We start from the raw sequence: 13,714 nt of genomic DNA, 5'->3' as shown, positions 1-13,714 counted from the left end.
GTATGGCTACTTTAACACAGCAGCAACAGGCCGCACTTGATGAAATGAGTATGGCAGAAAAAATTGCCATACTTCTGCTGCAGTTGGGTGAAGACGCAACAGCGGCAATATTTTCAAATATGGGTGTTGAGGCTATTACTGAAATATCAAAATATATTGCAGCAAACAGAACTATTGACAAGGCAATAGCAACTGCTGTTTTAGAAGAGTTTCATGCGATATTTCAGTCGGGTCAGTATATGACATCAGGCGGTATGGAGTATGCAAGAGAACTACTCTACAGAACACTCGGTCCCGAAGAGGCAAAAAAGATTTTAGACAAACTCTCAAAAAGCATGCAAAATACACAAAACTTTGCCTATCTTTCAAAAATCAAACCACAACAGCTTTCAGACTTTATTATCAATGAACATCCACAAACAATTGCTTTGATTTTGGCACATATGGACCCTACTGAGGCTGCCGACACATTGCAGTATTTTCCGGATGATTTGCGAAGTGAAGTTGCGATGCGTATGGCAAAACTCGGAGACATTTCCCCTTCGGTCATCAAACGGGTTTCTGCTGTTCTTGAATCAAAACTTGAATCGCTTGCTTCTTATAAAGTAGAAGTTGGCGGAACACGTGCGGTTGCAGATATCTTTAACCGCCTTGGTGCAAAAAGCTCTAAAGCGACTTTGGCAAATATTGAGCAGGTCGATGAAGAGTTGGCAACACAGATTAAAGAGATGATGTTTACTTTTGAAGATATTGTGACTTTGGACAAGAATTCTATTGCAGAGATTTTAAAGGCTGTAGACAAAGCAGAATTGATGCTGGCACTCAAATCTGCTCCGGAAGAGTTAAAAGAGAAGTTTTTCTCTGCAATGAGTGAGCGGGCTCGAGAAGCCTTTGAAGAAGAGATGCAGTTCCTGGGAGCAGTCAAAATGAAAGATGTTGAGGCGGCTCAGAGAAAAATTGTGGAAGTGGTCAATCAGTTGGCTGAAGCGGGAACTATCCAAATGGGCTCCAGCGAAGAGATGATAGAGTAAAAAATGGCAACTATAATATCTGAAAATGAAATTAACGAGCATAATGTGCAAAAATACAGTTTTAAAGTTATTGCAATGGGCTCAAAAGAAGAGCAAAAAAAAGAAAATAAGGTATTTACACAAGAAGACAATCCAAAGGCAAGAGCTTCGGATGTTGATTCGAGTGCTCTGAGTACGAGTTCTAAAGATTCACTTATAGAGTCTTTAATGAAAAAAACAGATGAAATGTCATCAAACTTTATAAAATTGCAAATGAGACTCGAAGCCAAAGAAGAAGAGTTTCAAGAAGAACTGAAAAAAGCCAGGGAAGAGGCTTTTGCTGAAGGCTTGAAGGCCGGAGAGGCAAAAGCAAGAGAAGAGATTGACAAAACACTGCGTAGTAAACTCGAGCTTTTGACAAACTCCATACAAAAACTTGAAGAGAGTGCGAGTGAATTTGAAAAAGCTTTAGAAGGGATAAAGAACGAATTGCTGCATGCGGCCATAGACATTGCAAAAGAGGTTGTACAGATTGAAGTCAGTGAAAATTCCTCACAGATTGCTAAAAAACTCAGTGATGAGTTGATACAGGAATTACAAAATGCTTCTAAAATAACACTGAAGGTCAATCCAAAAGATCACAGCGCTATCGCAGAACATTTTACCAAACTTGAGCATGTAAAAGTTTTGCCTGAAAGTGCAGTAAGTGAAGGCGGTGTTATAGTTTTGAGTGATGCAGGCAATATTGATGCACAAATATCAAAAAGATTTGAGAGAGTAAAAAAGGCAGCTTTAAGTGAGTAGAATGAATATAAAAGAGAAAAGTATTAAAGAGCTTGAAGCTCTCAGTGAAGATATAAGAAAACGAATTTTGGAAGTTGTGAGTAAGAATGGCGGACATTTGAGTTCTACTCTCGGGGCTACAGAGATAATTGTGGCAATGCATAAAGTATTTGATTCTCAAAAAGATCCTTTTATCTTTGATGTATCACACCAGGCGTATGCCCACAAACTGCTTACAGGAAGATGGGAAGAATTTGATACACTCAGACAGTTTAAGGGAATATGCGGTTATACAAAACCAAGCGAAAGCAGCGATGATTATTTTGTGGCAGGACACAGTTCCACGTCCATATCTTTGGGAGTCGGGGCTGCCAAAGCCATAGCGCTTAAAGGTCAGCAAAATGAACGTATTCCCGTGGTGCTTATCGGTGACGGTTCTATGACGGCAGGTATGGTGTATGAGGCGTTAAATGAGTTGGGTGAGAGAAAGTACCCGATGATTATTATTTTAAATGATAATGAGATGAGCATAGCAAAACCTATTGGTGCAATCAGCAGAATGCTCAGCTCTGCCATGGCATCTCCTTTTTACCAAAGATTTAAAAAAAATACGGAGAGTTTTGTCGACAACTTTGGTGACGGTGCCAGATATATTGCAAAGCGCATGGAAGAATCTTTGAAACTCATTACTCCGGGTATACTCTTTGAAGAGATGGGGATTAATTACATTGGTCCAATAGACGGGCACAATATTGCACAACTTGTAGAGATACTCAAAACGGCAAGAAAACTCAATGAACCGGTTATAATTCATGCACAGACTCTTAAAGGAAAAGGGTATGAAATTGCAGAAGGCAAAGAAGAAAAATGGCATGGTGTCGGTCCGTTTGATCTCTCCAGCGGCAGTTCTGCCAAAAAAGCCGCAACAAAAAGCGCTACACAGATATATACCGAGTCTCTTCTTTCTTTATGTGAAAAAAATGAGAAGATTGTCGGTGTTACAGCAGCAATGCCAAGCGGTACAGGGCTAAGTGAGCTTATAAAAAAATATCCGACACGTTTTTGGGATGTGGCTATTGCAGAACAGCATGCCGTGACTTCTATGGCAGCACTGGCAAAAGAGGGATTTAAACCTTTTTGCAGTATTTATTCTACATTTTTGCAGCGTGCCTATGATCAGGTAATTCACGATACCTGCTTGATGGATCTGCCTGTTGTATTTGCACTTGACCGTGCCGGAATTGTTGGAGAAGACGGAGAAACCCACCAGGGTGTATTTGATGTCAGTTATTTGCGGACTATTCCAAATATGACACTGTTTGCACCTAGAGATGAGAAGAGTTTTCATCAGGCAATGGGTTTTGCCGCAAAATATGAGCATCCGTGTTCTTTGCGTTATCCAAGGGGTTCTTTTACAGAAACTGATTTGCCTGAGTCTGCACCTTTTGAACTTGGAAAATCCCAGCTTTTACAGACGGCAAAGAGCAATATTCTTTTTATCGGTTACGGAAATGGTGTCGGACGGGCATATCAAACAGCACAATGCATGAAGGAAGATGTAAGTATTCTCGATTTACGTTTTGTAAAACCGCTTGATGAAGAGATGCTCAAAGATTTGTCAAACAGGTATAACAAATGGTTTGTTTTTTCAGATACGGCAAAGTATGGCGGTGTCGGCTCTGCAATTTTAGAGTTTTTGGCAAAGGAGAATATTTTAAATATATCCGTTGTATCTTTTGAATACGAGGATGCATTTATCACACACGGCAATACCAGAGTTGTAGAAGAGTCTTTAGAACTCTTGCCTGAACAACTGGCAAAAAAAGTCATAAACCATAAACCTTAGTAACCTACTATGTTTACTTGACTTTAAGCGACTTCTTTATTATTATTCCAACAATCAATACAAGGAGTCGGCATGAGTCAAAAGTCCTGTCCTATATCATTTATCAAAGTTGATGCTAATATTGTCAGAATTAATGCATCTTATATTTTACTGCTTTTCAGTCTTTATCTTGGTACATCATCCAGGGGTATTGTGCTTTTTTTAATTGCAGATTTTATGATAAGACTTTTTATTGACAAAAACTACAGCCCTTTGTACTTCCTGTCTGCAAGAACTAAAGAGCTGTTACATGTAAAGAGTAAATTTGAAGATGCTGCGGCTAAAAGACTGGCTACATATTTTGGGTTGATATTTTTAGTATTTATAGTATTATTTGATCTATTGCATGCACAAATGCTGTTTTATATTATGAGTGGTGTTTTTCTTGTATGTCTGTTTTTGGAAGTTGCTTTTAACTACTGTCTGGGATGCAAAATGTATTATTTATATAAAAGATTTATGTAATGGTAGGAGTGTCTACAAAAAGCCTGTATGGTGTTGCAGCAATGCATGCGTTGTACAATTCTCCCAGAAACAAGCTGATGCAGATAAAAGAGATAGCTGCGATGACGCAAATTTCGCACGGTTACCTTGAACAAATTCTTTCAAGCTTGAAAAAGCACGGCTTTGTTGTAAGTATAAGAGGTGTAAACGGCGGGTATAAACTGGTCACAGATGCTTCTAATATTATCGTTCTAGATATTGTAGAAGCCTTGGAAGGAGAACTTTTTGTAGTAGGGCAAAATGTTGGAGCAAGTGTAGTGCTGGACTCTTTTTGGAAAGATATTCAGGAGAAAGTCCGTGCTGTTTTTCATGTAAAACTCTCTGAACTTGACAAGGCATATGCAACATATTTTTATGAAATTTAAAGCATAATAATCCCTGCAAATCTTCCGGTAGGGTTGTTTTTTCTGTAAGAATAAAATCTGTCAGAATGACAACAGTTGCAAATATCTGATATCTCAATATTCTTGGCTAAAACACCTGCTGCACAGAACTGTTTCTGGAGTATTGCTCTGATGTCCAGGTAGAATTTCTTTCCTTTTTTATCAACAGCATAACTGACTTCTTTCTCTTTTGCCTCTTTGTAAATCTGCTCATTTATTTTATAACATTTCTGACATATTGCAGGTCCGACGGTGACTAGAAGATCCTTCATATCTGATGCGAAACTACTGACAAAACTGTTAAGAACATTTTGAACAATATTTTCAAAGGCTCCCGCTCTGCCGGCATGTGCTGCAGCAATGACATTTTGTTTGGGATCATAAAAAAGGACCGGAGAACAGTCGGCTGCCATTACCAGCAGAGGGGTGTTTTTTTTATTTGTAATCACTGCGTCACAGGTAGGAGGATTGAAAAAGTTGTCGTTTTTATCAACTGTTTTTACAATATTTGAGTGAATCTGTTTCATGTGTACAAGTGTTTTATAGTCATAATGGAGTTTTTTTGCCAAAGTTTTATGATTTTGCAGTACATTTTTTGGATTATCCTGAACATGAAAGGCTAAATTCCCGCTTTCCTTACATGTAAAGGCATGTGTGAGTTTTGAGTAGTTGTTTAATAATTTACTTTGATAAAATTTCATATAATGATTATAACATAAGCCATGATAAATAGAAAAAGGAAAAATATTGAGTAAACTAAGTATGTACCCGGTCACACTTGATGGAGAAAATATTGAGAAAAAACGCAAAGAGATACGCGAGTACTTCCATAATACCTTTGATCTGTTTGAAAAAGTTTTTGAATTGTTGCAAGATGAGTCTGTGTTTTACAAGAAAAGCGAACCGACCCGTCATCCAATGATATTTTATTTTGGACATACAGCGACCTTTTTTGTAAACAGACTTGTAAGTATGCAAATAATTTATGAAAGAATAAATCCTGAATTTGAGTCTCTGTTTGCTGTAGGCGTAGATGAAATGCGTTGGGATGATCTGGACGAGTCACGCTACAGGTGGCCTGAAGTCTCTGCAGTGAAAAATTACCGGGATGCTGTTCGAAAACTGGTAGACAGATTGATCATGCAGTTGGAGTTTAGTTTACCGATAAAACAGGACTCACCAATGTGGATTATACTGATGGGGATAGAGCATGAGCGTATTCACATAGAGACATCTTTGGTGCTGCATCGTCAAATGCCTCTGGAATATATCAAAGATGTTCCTGAATTCAATATCTGTACACACTCTTCAGATGCGCCTCAAAATGAGATGATAACACTCAAGGGCGATACAGTTACTCTGGGAAAAGCCAAGAATCATCATCTGTATGGATGGGATAATGAATATGGCAGCTATGAAGAAGTTGTTAAAGATTTTCAGGTTTGTAAATTTCTTGTCAGCAATGGCGAATTTATGGAGTTTGTCAATGACGGCGGATATGAGACAAAAGAGTACTGGGATAAAGAAGGGTTGGTGTTTTTAGAAAAATCCAATGCAAAGCATCCTCATTTTTGGGTCAAAAAAAACGGAGTCTTTAAGTACAGAGCGTTAAGCAAGATTATAGATATGCCGCAAGATTGGCCTGTGGATGTGAATGCTCTTGAGGCAGAAGCATTTTGCAGATACAAAAGCAAAAAAGAGAACAAAGAGTATCTCCTTCCAAGTGAGGCAGAATATGAATTGATATATAAAAGAGCCAATCTTAAAGATGTTCCTGCCCTGCATGAGAGTCGTGCAAATATCAATTTTTATCATTATGCTTCCTCCTGTCCTGTTGATGAGTTCGGTTTTAACGGGATTTATGATGTTATAGGAAATGTATGGCAGTGGAGCAGAACACCGATACGCCCTTTTAAAGGTTTTGAAGTGCATGCGGCCTATGACGACTTTTCTGTGCCTACTTTTGATGACAAGCATGCTATGATACTCGGTTCATCATGGGCCAGCAGTGGAAACCTAATCATGAAACACTCTCGGTATGCATTTAGAAAACACTTTTTTCAAAATGCCGGTTTTCGCTATGTTATAACACAAAACAGCAAAGATGACCGTGGAGATATCTATGAGAGTGATGAACTTGTTTCACAGTATTGTGAATTTCAGTATGGTGACACGCATTTTGGTGTTGAAAATTTTGCCATAGCCTGTGCAAAGATTGCTGCAAAATATGCAACAAATACAACAAAAGCACTGGATTTAGGCTGCGCAACAGGAAGAGCCAGTTTCGAGCTTGCAAAAATATTTGACAAAGTTGAGGGTATAGATTTTTCTGTACGTTTCATTCAGGTCGGTTCCAAATTACAAGAAGCAGGCTATGTTGCGTTTACATGTAAGGAAGAGGGTGAACTCAGTATCAATAAAAAAGTGACTCTGCAGGATTTGGGATATGAGCAGTTGGCTGAGAAAGTCTCTTTTTGGCAGGGAGATGCCTGTAACCTGAAGCCTGATTTCACTGCGTATGATTTGATAATGGCGACGAATCTCATAGACAGACTTTACAACCCAAGACTCTTTTTGGACACGGTAGACCAAAGACTCAATGCCGACGGTATACTGATGCTTACCTCTCCCTATACATGGCAGGAAAGCTCTACAAAAAAAGAGTTTTGGCTTGGCGGATACAAAGATGAAAACGGGAATGCAGTCAGAACAATAGAGCGCCTGAAAGATATTCTGCATGATAAATTTGAGCTTTTACATGTAGAAGATTTGGAGTTTGTCATAAAAGAAACAGCAAGAAAATATCAACATACCGTTTCACAGGTAAGTGTATGGAAAAAGCGTTGAAGAAGTACAGTTTTGATACAGCCAGTGAACGTGAAGGCAGCAATGCGGAAAAATATGTTTTAAGAGAACAGCTTTTCGGTACACAGGATGTCCTTCCTGTATGGGTAGCAGATATGGATATAGATACACCACAGTGTGTTTTGGATGCTGTGAAAAAAAGACTCCGACATCCGGTGATGGGATATGAAGAGGTACCGGAGTCCGCATTTATGGCACAGATTGCATGGATGAAACAAGAGCATAATGTTACTTTTGCATTGGAAGATATGTTCTATTCCCATTCTGTTGTAGCATCGATGCATACTGCTATAGAGGCTTTTACAAAAGAGGGAGAGGGTGTTATCGTACAAACACCTGTCTATCCGCCTTTTTTCCACAGTGTTTTGCAATTAAACAGAAAACTTGTCAAAAATCCGCTTACATGTAACAAGCAGGGAAAATATGAATTTGATATAGAAGATTTGAAAGCAAAAATTGATGAAAATACAAAGCTTTTACTGCTGTGTTCTCCTCATAATCCTGTGGGAAGAGTATGGAAAAAAGAGGAACTTGAACAGATACTGGAAGTTTGTCTACAACATAATATTGTCGTTTTTGCGGATGAAATACATGCTGATCTGGTCTATGCACCATACAAACATACTCCGTTTGCCGCATTAGGCTCACGGGCAAAAGATATTACACTTACCGCAATTGGCGTAGGAAAAACTTTTAATATGGCAGGTTTTGCAATAAGCACAGTAGCCATCCCGAACAAAGAGCTGCGGGAAAAATTTAAAAAAGCATATGACAAAGTGCATTTTGCCCAAGGCTCATCTTTGTCACATGTAGCATTTGAAGCTGCCTACAAAGAAGCAAAAGAGTGGCTTAGAGCATTGAAAATTCATTTATATGAAAACTATTCAATGCTGAGCGCACTTGCAAAAAAGTATCCGCACTTTATAAAGGTAACACCGATTGAGGCGACCTACCTGGCATGGATTGATTGTCGCGGTATGGGCTTAAAAGACAAAGAGCTCCGTAGCTTTTTTATCAAAGAAGCAAAACTCGGACTTAATCCCGGTATCAGTTTTGGCAGAGAAGGCAGTGGGTTTATGCGCTTGAATTTTGCGCTCAGCTCTGCTAAAATGGCAGAGGTCGTTCAAAGACTTGAAAATGCATTGAGGAAAATAAGTGGCTGATATAAACTGGAATGAGTATAAAGAGTACAAAAGATACACAGCAAAAAATGACAATTTCGCAATATTGCTTGATTTCATTAAGAGTTATTATAACATGACAAACCCTTTTGAAATATTTGAAATACTTGTTCAGGATGAAACGGCAAAAATGATGCTCGATAAACGCAATATAACAGATCCGGAAAAACTGGAAAATTTTATGTTCCAAAACTAAATGAAGAAAGAGTTAAAAAAAATTACTGCGTTTATTCAAAAACATCATGTGATGAGCCTGGCAACAACAGACAGGGACCGACTTAGCGTTTGCAGCCTTTTTTATGCGTATGACACGAAGAGTCTCTCTTTTATCGTAGCAAGCAGTGAAGAGACATTACATGTAAAGCATATTTTAAAAAATCCGTTTATTGCAGGGAATATTTTACTTGAAACACAGGAAGTCGGAAAAATTGAGGGTTTACAGTTTCGGGGGGAAATGAAGCAACTGCAAAACAGTGCTTTGAAAAAACTTTATTTTAAAACCTTTCCGTATGCATTGGCAATGATGCCCAAACTCTGGCAAATAGAAGTGCATTATTTTAAATTGACTGATAACAGACTGGGTTTTGGAAAAAAAATTATTTACGAACCGTTTTCACTTTAAACAAGGAGCAATCAGCCCCACTGCTGTTTAAAACCACCATAGAGGGAATCTGTGCGGATTTAAATCCGTACGCTTTGCATCCATGCGGTTTTGATGCTTCCCAGGTTACATAATAGTATTCACATTTTCTACAATTAATTCTTTTCATAAATCTCTCTCTTTAAGTAAGTAATTCTAGCATATTAGATAAAATAAAGAAATGAATTTCTTCCAGATTAAAAGGAAACAGATGAATAATAAAATTTTTTTGATGCTGCAACTGCAAAATCAGCTCAACGATGCAACCAATGGTGAAGAGTGGACAAAAGGCATAACAAAAAACGGCAAGTCTATTAACTGGAAACGCTGTATATATATGGAGTGCGCAGAGATGGTGGACAGTTTTGGCTGGAAGCATTGGAAGAGTATAGATGTCGAGCCTGACTGGCAAAATCACCAGATTGAAGTTATAGATGTCTGGCATTTTATTATGAGCCTGGCAATAGAAGAATACAGTAAAAATTTACAAGGCGGCATCGAAGATATAGCGATAGACATATCAGCTTTGAAAGCACTCGGTGGCATAGAATCCGATACTGCAGCATTTGCATCGCAGGAGGATGTGATGCAAAAAATTGAAAATCTTATACGCATTGCTGTCTCAAAAGAGAGCATTGCTTTAGAAGAACTGGTATCAGAATTTTTTGATTTGGTCAGTATGAGCGGTCTGAATCTAGAGACGCTTTATCGTCTTTATGTAGGAAAAAATATACTCAATCAGTTCCGTCAGGATCACGGATACAAAGAGGGCAGTTATATAAAAATCTGGAAGGGTGAAGAAGATAACGTTGTGATGAAAAGAATATGGGAAGAGCACGCTGATGTGACTCCTGATGAGCTGTATAAAAAACTTGAACAGGCCTATCCTGCAGAAAGTGAGAGCTGATTTTTGCAAGATACTGTTTTAGAGATAAAAAATGTAAGCTTTGGCTATACAAACAAGAAGCCTCTTTTTGAAAACTTTTCACTGTGTTTAAAACAGGGAGAGTTAAAGGCTATAGTCGGAGAGAGCGGAGCCGGTAAAAGTACACTTTTTGAACTTATACTCGGAAATCTCAAACCACAAAACGGTACGATTAAAGTTTCAAGGGTGTCTGAGATTTTTCAAGATCCTTACAGTTCCTTTCATCCGAGTTATACATTATTGCACCAAATAAAAGATGTGGCATCTTTGGATAATCTCAACAGTTTGATGGAAAATATGAGTTTTGAGTATGATCTGCTTTTAAAACTGCCGCATGAACTCTCAGGCGGACAGCTTCAGCGTGCATCTATCATAAGAGCTATGCTTATGAAGCCGCAACTCCTCTTACTGGATGAACCGACATCGGCACTTGATAATGTGATTCAGCTTGAAGTGATGAAAATGCTTATAAAAAATCTTGACTCAATGGGAATGCTTTTGATTACCCATGACATGGACTTGGCATCCTGGTGCGCAGATGAGGTCATCAGGATTTGAAAAAATGGTTGATGAGATAATAACCGCTTCCCGCCATAAATACTGTTCCAAAAACATTCAGTGCCATATTTAAAAGCCCCAACGCGATACTCCCTCCTTCCAAAAGCAAAAAACTTTCAATGGCAAAGGTGGAATAGGTGGTCAATGCACCTAAAATTCCTGTTGAGAGAAAAGATTTCATATGGGGTGTTAAAAAAGTTGAATACATAAAATATGCCAAAAGCGCACCCATAATAAAACTTCCTATGAGGTTGACACCAAGTGTCCCAAAAGGGAGTTCATGCGGTACTCTGTGGGAAATAAGCCCGTTAATGTATGAGCGTAATACTGCTCCGATAAATCCGCCGCTACCTATTGCAAGTATTGTTTGCCAGCTCATGATCATATACCTTTTGCATTTTTTTTCTTAGTTCATTTAACCAGTCCGGATCATTTTTATCAGCAATAAAAGAGTCAAGAAAAACAACTTTTATATTTCGGGGAACATAATAAAAACGTTTCAGATCATAGCACTTTGCAGTCTCTATAAGAACGATAGGCTGCACTTTGAGCTTGTATTGATCTGCGATGACTTTGGCTCCTGACTTGAAAGGGAGCATTTTGGCTCCTTTTGAACGTGTGCCTTCTGGAAACATTGTAATGACTCTTTTCTTTTTCAGCCTGTCTTTGGCAGCACGAAGCAGTTTGATGAGAGATGTTTTGCTCTCCCTTTCTACTTCTATATCTTCTGGCATACTCATTGCCAAACCAAAAAACGGTACATCAAAAAGAGACTTTTTTGCAACCCATGTTATATCTTTATTTGTAACAGTCTCCAAAATACCGATATCCAAATCACTTTGGTGGTTTACTAAAAACATTTGTGCATCGGGGTCTTCTTTTCCTTCGACTGTTGTAGAAAAAAATGTAGTGAGCTTGATAAACCATGCTACTGCTTTTCTTGCATAGGGACGAGGTAAAATCGGATATAATATTATGGAAAAAGTCAGCCCTGTAAAGATAATAAACGTGGCATAAGCCCAACTAATATGAGCAAGTATCTTCATTTTTCACCCAGCCTATTTTATTGTTTTTCAGTTTTACTTTTATAAAGTTTCGCACCTGTCCTTCTTTCGTTAAATGGTATTGTGTTTGTGTTGTTTCAAATACAGTAGAGTTGTCTACCGGCAGCAGATAAAGAGGTGTACCCTCTTTGATACATACTTTTTTCTGGGGTATTGCCAGATAAATTATATAAATTAATGGTATGATAATAAAAATCAGATAGAAATATTTACGACGCACAAGAATTAGAATAAAACCTAAGAATGCCACAGCAGCCGCTATATACATCTTGATCGTATCATGTGACTGGTCTCGCGGTCGCAAGTCACTTTGTGTGGTAACACTGTCATCATTGACTATAATCGGGATTGTGACTAAAGCATAATCATTTTTAAGCAAATTAAAATAGGAAAAAGAAAAATTTTCTATTTTTTTGTCAATAATAACAAAATATATAATCTTCCCTTCCCTGTAGTTACCGGAAATTGATTCAAGTCCCTGCTTGTATACATGTTTAAAACGGATTTCATTCAGATCAGCGTTTTGTGCTGAGGCAACAAATATAACAATGTTGTGTGTATCGTCATACACTGTTGTTTTATACTCTTGAACAGTAAAACTATTGGCTATGATATTGGAAAAGTTTTCCCCGGGATTGAGTGTAATTACATTAAGGTTCGGACCTTGAAGCGTTGTGCTGTTGTAATCATGGGGTGCCATTAAAAAAGCTTCAATATCGGGAAGTTTTGCCTGTTTTTGTGTTGCCTGCATATGAAAAGTATCAAAATAATACTTTCCTTTTTGCACTCTCTGGGGTGCTTCATCAAGGATTTTGATACCTTGATGATTTGAAAATTCATACAAAACATCATCAAAGTTTTTTACTGTTGAGAGTGTTTTGTAAGTTACGGGAAATATTTCACCTTTAATAACTCTTGTCGGAATTTCATCGTAGCTGAGATAAATCACTTTATTTGCAAAAAGTGATGTGATGAAAATGAGAGCAATTAAAAGTGCTTTGATCACGACGCTAAAAATCCTTCTAGCATTTTTATTCCGTCATCGCTTCCCAAGAGAGATTCCATAGCGCGTTCTGGATGCGGCATAAGGCCAAAAATATTTTTTTCTTTATTGCAAACACCTGCAATGCCTGCAACACTTCCGTTAGGATTTTGTATTTCACCGTTTGCGTCAGTGTATTTCAAAAGTATTTGTCCGTTGGCTTCAAGCTCTGCCAGACCCTCGTCATTTATGTAATAGTTTCCGTCATGGTGTGCTATTGGTATATTTACAACATCGCCGGTATGCAGTTTTTTTAAAAAAATATTGTCACAGTTTTCTACACGAAGATGGTGATGTTTTGAAATGAAGTGCAGCCCTTCGTTCCGCTTCAGTGCGCCGGGAAGAAGTCTTGCTTCTGTTAAAACCTGAAAACCGTTACAAATACCTAAAATTTTTCCGCCATTTTCTGCATACTCTTTTACTGCAGACATAACAGGGCTGAATTTCGCAATAGCACCGCTTCTGAGGTAATCACCATAGGAAAACCCTCCTGCTACTACAAGCAAATCAGTATCTTCGGGTATTGTTGTAGATTTGTGCCATACTATCTGTGTTGTCGCACCAAGTTTTTCAAAAGCATACTGTGTATCATATTCACAGTTCGTTCCCGGAAATTGTAAAATAGAAACTTTCATTATACAAGCTCTATAGTATAGTCTTCAATTACGGTGTTTGCCAAAAGATCTTCACACATTTTTGTCACATCAGACATTGCTTTTTCTTTATCTGTTTCATTAATTTTGAGTATGATCTGTTTGCCTACACGAACATCTTCAACATTACCAAATTGCAGAGAGTTAAGGGCATGATGTACAGCTTTTCCCTGCGAGTCTAATACGCCTGCTTTTAAAAATACATTTACTATTGCTTTCAT

18 protein-coding genes are annotated in these 13,714 nt (G+C 38.1%); 11 read left to right on the top strand and 7 right to left on the bottom strand.

The features are described from left to right. Positions 1-2 precede the first annotated feature (2 nt). The 5 genes from fliG to MLC52_RS09280 all read left to right on the top strand — a co-directional run bounded on the left by fliG (position 3) and on the right by MLC52_RS09280 (position 4,547). Positions 3-1,031, top strand: coding sequence for a flagellar motor switch protein FliG (fliG, locus tag MLC52_RS09300; protein WP_151899801.1), 1,029 nt, complete (start codon positions 3-5; stop codon positions 1,029-1,031). A 3-nt stretch (positions 1,032-1,034) separates the two neighbouring features. Continuing rightward, entirely contained in the window at positions 1,035-1,814 is a 780-nt protein-coding gene (gene fliH / locus MLC52_RS09295) for a flagellar assembly protein FliH (protein ID WP_151899802.1), read from the top strand. A 1-nt stretch (position 1,815) separates the two neighbouring features. Then, entirely contained in the window at positions 1,816-3,639 is a 1,824-nt protein-coding gene (dxs, locus tag MLC52_RS09290) for a 1-deoxy-D-xylulose-5-phosphate synthase (protein ID WP_418641413.1), read from the top strand. A gap of 72 nt (positions 3,640-3,711) precedes the next feature. After that, complete coding sequence (locus tag MLC52_RS09285) at positions 3,712-4,143, top strand: DUF4395 domain-containing protein (protein ID WP_434580150.1); 432 nt, start codon at positions 3,712-3,714, stop codon at positions 4,141-4,143. Beyond that, positions 4,143-4,547, top strand: a complete 405-nt coding sequence (locus MLC52_RS09280) for an RrF2 family transcriptional regulator (RefSeq protein WP_434580148.1) — start codon at positions 4,143-4,145, stop codon at positions 4,545-4,547. Before MLC52_RS09285 ends, MLC52_RS09280 begins: the two co-directional genes overlap by 1 nt. Here the strand turns inward: MLC52_RS09280 and pgeF are convergent. Next, on the bottom strand, positions 4,544-5,266 hold the full coding sequence (pgeF, locus tag MLC52_RS09275) for a peptidoglycan editing factor PgeF (RefSeq protein ID WP_434580146.1): 723 nt from the start codon (positions 5,264-5,266) through the stop codon (positions 4,544-4,546). The genes MLC52_RS09280 and pgeF overlap by 4 nt on opposite strands. A 46-nt stretch (positions 5,267-5,312) precedes the next feature. On the opposite strand from pgeF, the gene ovoA reads away from it, so the two are divergent. The 4 genes from ovoA to MLC52_RS09255 are packed head-to-tail and all read left to right on the top strand — an operon-like array spanning position 5,313 to position 9,233. Beyond that, positions 5,313-7,412 carry a 5-histidylcysteine sulfoxide synthase gene (ovoA, locus tag MLC52_RS09270; protein WP_434580144.1) on the top strand — a complete coding sequence of 700 codons (2,100 nt, stop codon included), beginning with the start codon at positions 5,313-5,315 and terminating at the stop codon, positions 7,410-7,412. Next, positions 7,397-8,593, top strand: coding sequence for a pyridoxal phosphate-dependent aminotransferase (locus MLC52_RS09265; protein WP_346389892.1), 1,197 nt, complete (start codon positions 7,397-7,399; stop codon positions 8,591-8,593). Before ovoA ends, MLC52_RS09265 begins: the two co-directional genes overlap by 16 nt. Then, positions 8,586-8,807, top strand: a complete 222-nt coding sequence (locus MLC52_RS09260) for a hypothetical protein (RefSeq protein ID WP_151899808.1) — start codon at positions 8,586-8,588, stop codon at positions 8,805-8,807. Before MLC52_RS09265 ends, MLC52_RS09260 begins: the two co-directional genes overlap by 8 nt. Next, positions 8,808-9,233, top strand: a complete 426-nt coding sequence (locus tag MLC52_RS09255; protein WP_434580142.1) for a hypothetical protein — start codon at positions 8,808-8,810, stop codon at positions 9,231-9,233. On the opposite strand, the gene MLC52_RS09250 is transcribed toward MLC52_RS09255, so the two are convergent. Further along, complete coding sequence (locus MLC52_RS09250) at positions 9,208-9,381, bottom strand: uracil-DNA glycosylase (protein ID WP_434580140.1); 174 nt, start codon at positions 9,379-9,381, stop codon at positions 9,208-9,210. The genes MLC52_RS09255 and MLC52_RS09250 overlap by 26 nt on opposite strands. Positions 9,382-9,462: 81 nt before the next feature. Between MLC52_RS09250 and MLC52_RS09245 the strand changes: the two genes are divergently transcribed. Together MLC52_RS09245 and MLC52_RS09240 are read left to right on the top strand one after the other, a co-directional pair. Continuing rightward, positions 9,463-10,158, top strand: a complete 696-nt coding sequence (locus MLC52_RS09245; protein WP_434580139.1) for a dUTP diphosphatase — start codon at positions 9,463-9,465, stop codon at positions 10,156-10,158. 3 nt (positions 10,159-10,161) lie between these two features. Further along, complete coding sequence (locus MLC52_RS09240) at positions 10,162-10,734, top strand: ABC transporter ATP-binding protein (protein WP_346389894.1); 573 nt, start codon at positions 10,162-10,164, stop codon at positions 10,732-10,734. Here MLC52_RS09240 and crcB read toward each other — a convergent pair. Genes crcB through purS form a run of 5 tightly spaced genes read right to left on the bottom strand, consistent with a single transcriptional unit; the run spans position 10,724 to position 13,714 of the window. Further along, positions 10,724-11,113, bottom strand: coding sequence for a fluoride efflux transporter CrcB (gene crcB, locus MLC52_RS09235; RefSeq protein ID WP_151899813.1), 390 nt, complete (start codon positions 11,111-11,113; stop codon positions 10,724-10,726). The two genes, MLC52_RS09240 and crcB, sit on opposite strands and share 11 nt — an antisense overlap. Continuing rightward, positions 11,082-11,780, bottom strand: a complete 699-nt coding sequence (locus MLC52_RS09230; RefSeq protein WP_434580137.1) for a lysophospholipid acyltransferase family protein — start codon at positions 11,778-11,780, stop codon at positions 11,082-11,084. The genes crcB and MLC52_RS09230 overlap by 32 nt, the downstream gene beginning before the upstream one ends. After that, a complete protein-coding gene (locus MLC52_RS09225) occupies positions 11,758-12,804 on the bottom strand; it encodes a hypothetical protein (protein ID WP_151899815.1) in 1,047 nt (348 codons plus the stop codon). Before MLC52_RS09225 ends, MLC52_RS09230 begins: the two co-directional genes overlap by 23 nt. Beyond that, positions 12,801-13,475 (bottom strand): phosphoribosylformylglycinamidine synthase I, encoded by a 675-nt coding sequence (gene purQ / locus MLC52_RS09220; RefSeq protein WP_346389896.1) that lies wholly within the window; start codon positions 13,473-13,475, stop codon positions 12,801-12,803. Before purQ ends, MLC52_RS09225 begins: the two co-directional genes overlap by 4 nt. Next, on the bottom strand, positions 13,475-13,714 hold the full coding sequence (purS, locus tag MLC52_RS09215; RefSeq protein WP_151899817.1) for a phosphoribosylformylglycinamidine synthase subunit PurS: 240 nt from the start codon (positions 13,712-13,714) through the stop codon (positions 13,475-13,477). Before purS ends, purQ begins: the two co-directional genes overlap by 1 nt.

This window comes from Sulfurimonas sp. NW15 (assembly GCF_051132285.1).
Classification (GTDB): Bacteria; Campylobacterota; Campylobacteria; order Campylobacterales; family Sulfurimonadaceae; genus Sulfurimonas; species Sulfurimonas hydrogeniphila.
The sequence above is the reverse complement of the archived record's forward strand: the minus strand, read 5'-3'. Positions and strand labels throughout refer to the sequence as shown.

Excerpts from the sequence above, each read along its gene's own strand:
- fliG (WP_151899801.1), top strand. The coding sequence starts at position 3 with ATGGCTACTTTAACACAGCAGCAACAGGCCGCACTTGATGAAATGAGT.
- fliH (WP_151899802.1), top strand. The coding sequence starts at position 1,035 with ATGGCAACTATAATATCTGAAAATGAAATTAACGAGCATAATGTGCAA.
- dxs (WP_418641413.1), top strand. The coding sequence starts at position 1,816 with ATGAATATAAAAGAGAAAAGTATTAAAGAGCTTGAAGCTCTCAGTGAA.
- MLC52_RS09285 (WP_434580150.1), top strand. The coding sequence starts at position 3,712 with ATGAGTCAAAAGTCCTGTCCTATATCATTTATCAAAGTTGATGCTAAT.
- MLC52_RS09280 (WP_434580148.1), top strand. The coding sequence starts at position 4,143 with ATGGTAGGAGTGTCTACAAAAAGCCTGTATGGTGTTGCAGCAATGCAT.
- pgeF (WP_434580146.1), bottom strand. The coding sequence starts at position 5,266 with ATGAAATTTTATCAAAGTAAATTATTAAACAACTACTCAAAACTCACA.
- MLC52_RS09265 (WP_346389892.1), top strand. The coding sequence starts at position 7,397 with ATGGAAAAAGCGTTGAAGAAGTACAGTTTTGATACAGCCAGTGAACGT.
- MLC52_RS09255 (WP_434580142.1), top strand. The coding sequence starts at position 8,808 with ATGAAGAAAGAGTTAAAAAAAATTACTGCGTTTATTCAAAAACATCAT.
- MLC52_RS09250 (WP_434580140.1), bottom strand. The coding sequence starts at position 9,381 with ATGAAAAGAATTAATTGTAGAAAATGTGAATACTATTATGTAACCTGG.
- MLC52_RS09245 (WP_434580139.1), top strand. The coding sequence starts at position 9,463 with ATGAATAATAAAATTTTTTTGATGCTGCAACTGCAAAATCAGCTCAAC.
- crcB (WP_151899813.1), bottom strand. The coding sequence starts at position 11,113 with ATGAGCTGGCAAACAATACTTGCAATAGGTAGCGGCGGATTTATCGGA.
- MLC52_RS09230 (WP_434580137.1), bottom strand. The coding sequence starts at position 11,780 with ATGAAGATACTTGCTCATATTAGTTGGGCTTATGCCACGTTTATTATC.
- purQ (WP_346389896.1), bottom strand. The coding sequence starts at position 13,475 with ATGAAAGTTTCTATTTTACAATTTCCGGGAACGAACTGTGAATATGAT.
- purS (WP_151899817.1), bottom strand. The coding sequence starts at position 13,714 with ATGAAAGCAATAGTAAATGTATTTTTAAAAGCAGGCGTATTAGACTCG.